General features: G+C 37.9%; 4 protein-coding genes. All 4 read left to right on the top strand.

Translation table 11 applies throughout. The features are described 5' to 3' along the window. The first annotated feature begins 106 nt into the window (after nucleotides 1-106). The 4 genes from SU60_RS11070 (at nucleotide 107) to SU60_RS11055 (ending at nucleotide 3,487) form a co-directional block, all read left to right on the top strand. Nucleotides 107-370 (top strand): hypothetical protein, encoded by a 264-nt coding sequence (locus SU60_RS11070; RefSeq protein ID WP_041155560.1) that lies wholly within the window; start codon nucleotides 107-109, stop codon nucleotides 368-370. Between the two features lie 329 nt (nucleotides 371-699). Beyond that, nucleotides 700-1,590 carry a sce7726 family protein gene (locus tag SU60_RS11065; RefSeq protein WP_041155559.1) on the top strand — a complete coding sequence of 297 codons (891 nt, stop codon included), beginning with the start codon at nucleotides 700-702 and terminating at the stop codon, nucleotides 1,588-1,590. Next, a complete protein-coding gene (locus SU60_RS11060; protein WP_041155558.1) occupies nucleotides 1,548-2,462 on the top strand; it encodes a sce7725 family protein in 915 nt (304 codons plus the stop codon). The genes SU60_RS11065 and SU60_RS11060 overlap by 43 nt, the downstream gene beginning before the upstream one ends. A gap of 155 nt (nucleotides 2,463-2,617) precedes the next feature. Then, nucleotides 2,618-3,487: an RES family NAD+ phosphorylase gene (locus SU60_RS11055; protein WP_232472855.1), complete on the top strand. Its 870-nt coding sequence runs from the start codon at nucleotides 2,618-2,620 to the stop codon at nucleotides 3,485-3,487. Nucleotides 3,488-3,971: the final 484 nt, after the last annotated feature.

Here is a 3,971-nt window from a genome sequence, read left to right as displayed (position 1 = left end):
CTCATAAGTGCCTTTTAATGTACTTTTGTCACTATTGGGTTCATCTTAATATATAAGTTCACTATAACTCACTTTTGTAGTGACGGTATAAGGAGTGAAGTCTTTGATGGCATCAGGAACCGCCGACGATAGCTTGACTATTTCGTTGCAAAAACTTGTCAAAACCTTAAAGGCGGGGGAGGCGTGGCGAAGTACTCCATCTGCGTTGTTAGAGAAACTGTATGAATTTGAGAGTAGTCAGTTTCTACCACGAGGTGCGGCTGCGTTGACGGCAAAGTTGAAGGGGAAGGAGTCGAGCCTCAATGCAAATGGTATCCACCTTAAATTTGGTCGAGATAGTGAACGCCATGTGATGATTTATAGCAAATGATTGATTTAATTAAATATACCCGGCATTGGTGGCTTTGGTCACCTGTGCCAGATTTTTTTGTTTTGGTGTAGCCGTCGACGATTGGTGATAGACGTCGACGACGACAATAGATAACTATCTTTGGATATGTGAGTTAGGTTTCTATCTCATTGAGTTTAGATCACGGTCTACACATGTTCCTTACAGTAGGCTATAGTGCGCTCGGCGTTGGTTCTAATGTGACCTTCTTTGAATAGCTGATAGATGTTATGAAGCTTATTTGAAATTATGTGTAAACTTAGATAAACGTTCACGTGTTTTTGTTGGTGTTATGTTTGGGGTCAATCACGATGAGAATCAAAGATGCAGCACGGCTGTTTAGTAGCGGCTATTTGAAAGCTCTTGCGCAGGGAGATCGTGAATTTTTATACAACGTATATACGGAGCTAGAGCTGGAAAAATCGTCAATAAAAACAGTTAGAGATCTATATGAGTCTGTATATCAACAATTAAGTCGCTCATATAGGTATGAGTATTTTTATAAGAATACGATAGTTAATAAGCAGCTCTTGGGCAGGCATTCTCCTCGTACAACAGTAATGCTTTCTGAGTTCAGAGTTGGACGAAACATAGCAGATTGCGTAATGCTAAATGGCGTATCAACTTGTTATGAGATAAAAACAGAATACGATTCGCTAGATAGATTAAGTGAACAGCTAAACTCTTACTCCAGTCTCTTTGATAAAGTTTATGTAGTCTGTGATGAGAAACACTTAGCGAAAGTTTTAGACGTTACTCCGATAGAAGTGGGTGTCATTCTACTCACTCACAAAAGTACGCTCTCTACAAAGAGAAAAGCCACTGACCTTTCTCAGCAAAGTGTCGATAAAGACTTACTTATAAAATCTCTTCGCATGGAAGAGTACAAGCGTCTAGTTGAATTGATTCAAGGAGATGCCCCAAAGGTAAGCAACATTAAGATGTTTTCAGAATGTTCTAAGATCATTTCGGAAACTCCTTCATCAATATTGAGAAAGAGTTTTAGGACTGTTTTAAAACATTTTCGACGAAATGATGCTGACTTTCTCAATTCACTACCGAACTCCTTGAAAAACGCTGGGGTTAGTTATAGCTTATCCAACAAGATGCAGATTAAGCTCGTTGATGCGCTTGATGACAACTTGTGTAAGGATATTGAATGTACTACCCAGTTCTCAGGGGAAAACAGTTTGAGCTTATAGCTCTTAGAGAGTTAGCTACGGTGCTGAGTAACACAGAGTTCTGTCCGATTATTGAACCTGTGCGACAAAAGATGGACTCTTTAGGTAAAACGATTTCTCACCTTAACAAAGAAAATCTTGAACCAATAGTTGTAGTTAATCCGTACCTTGGTGATTTTTCAGACGCCAGTGGAAAAATTAGTATCGAAGAACCCTTAAGATCCACTATTGAGGGTTTGAGATTTACACCGTGCTTTTCTACTAAAGGGCTATCTAGTTCTGAACTTTCATCTTTAATATCTAGTACATCCACACCTTTTGCTGTGTTTGTCGAAGAAGGGTTAAATAAAGATATTGTCTCCCTTCTATCTGACGCATCTTTAGTCATTTCAAACAAGTATCATCGAGCCGCTTTTAAGTCTCTGTCACAGGTTGTTGTTGTTGAAGATAATTTTTCGCGAGCGACTAAAAATTCTGACTATCCTGATAAGTCATACTTTTCAGATCGACATACAGATTATAAAGAAGGTGAGAATGTAGTAGGGTTTGGCGACTACACCATTACAGGTAATGGCTTTTTAGAGTCGGGTGGTCCAGCATATGTTGTTGCTATTCATTTGTCTTATATAGATCCAGATGAGTTTAATGCCATGTATGTCAGACACTTTAAGTCTTACGATGACAAATCTCCGACGAGGCCAGGTGATAAATTTGGTGATGCACTAGATAAATTAATTAATTTTACAAATGACAACCCTGATTTATTTAATGATACTATTGGGTTAGATGGATTTAGACGGCTTAAATCAGAAGACCATTTCCCAGGGTTAGGGCAAATTAAAAAACTATCAATTCAGCATCATATTGAAACGCTATCAAAATATAGAGAATAGTTATGTCATCTTGCTGTATTAATTGCTTTCATGATAATGAGTTAAAAAAATTCATTATCAGTAAGAATAAGCTAGGACGTTGCTCTTATTGTAACTCTAGAGATACTTCAATATGTGATTCCAACTTATTAGCGGAAAAGTTTGAGTTCTTGTTTATGGTTCTAGAAGAAGACTCAAATGGACAAGAAGCTAGTGAGGCGATAGATAGCCTGTTCTCACTCTTTAATGATCAGATTAGATGTAAGGAAACCCTTTTAGACGATATTCTTTCTGCAAATATCTCTGGAAAGAGGTTTTCAGTGAGAATATCTACTGATCACTATAAAGTTGGATGGGATCAATTATGCAATGAGTTAAAACATACGAATAGATTTTTTCTTAAGAATGAAATTTACGATAGTATTTTTAATCAAAAATTAGATGGAAATTTGTCTAGGCTATTTACAATATTAGAACAGTTAGAACAAAACGTGATACCTGAAGATGTTCTATATAGAGCTAGAATAAGTGATGAAAAACTAACGTCCCAAAATATGGGAGCACCTAAACCACAATTAGCATCATCAGGAAGAGCTAATCCCAAAGGTATATCTTATTTATACCTTTCAGATAATATTGATACGTGCATTTCAGAGGTTCGACCATATAAAGGTGGAGATATTTATGTTTCTTCATTTAATCTTAAAGGTGAAATGACGTTAATAGACTTAACAGAACCAAGGCGAAAGTTTTCAATTGTACCGTTTTCAGATAGTGAGTATGATGAGGTCTTAGCTATTATAGAACTACTAGAGTCATTTTCATCTCAACTTTCTATTCCTATAAAACCTCACCTATCTGAGTTAGATTATATTCCAACGCAGTTTCTTTGTGAGTATTTTAAATCTCTAGGTACTTATGATGGGATTATATTTAATAGCTCTTTTGGTAAAGGTAAGAATTACGTATTCTTTGATAGAGATAAGTTCAATATATCAGAACCGACAGTATATCAACTAGAAGATATAAACTTCAGCTATTCTTAACTGTCTTTCCACCTAAACCTAACCACATCTCCTCGTCGGCTTCGTCGTACTAATCACAGCCAACATTTCCCGACGGCGACGTCAGTAAAATCATGCGGGTAATCAGGTGATGTGATTTTGCTGGTGGATTTAGGTGTGATTCGGGGCAGGGTTTCTATGTTGATTGTGCGGTGAGATTGCGTCAGACCTTCGCTCATAATCGATTGGTCATTGGTTCGAACCCAATAGGGGCCACCAAATCCCGATAAGGCGTATGAAGAAATTCATGCGCCTTTATCTTTTCTAGTCCGGTCTATATCCGGTCTGCGATTACTTCCGGTAAGCTCTGGTCCATTAGGTCAGCCGAAACTCTCCACGTAGTCACCACAGAGTCACACTTCCCCTACCAGAGTGATATCCGCCATCAGAACCTTCTCTCGTCTGTACAGCACGAATCAGGTAGATACATACCACTCAACACCAGAACCGAACCCCAGAAAAACTT

This window comes from Vibrio mytili, from assembly GCF_000830505.1.
In the GTDB taxonomy this organism is placed as follows: domain Bacteria; phylum Pseudomonadota; class Gammaproteobacteria; order Enterobacterales; family Vibrionaceae; genus Vibrio; species Vibrio mytili.
This window is presented reverse-complemented; position numbering and strand designations above follow the sequence as displayed.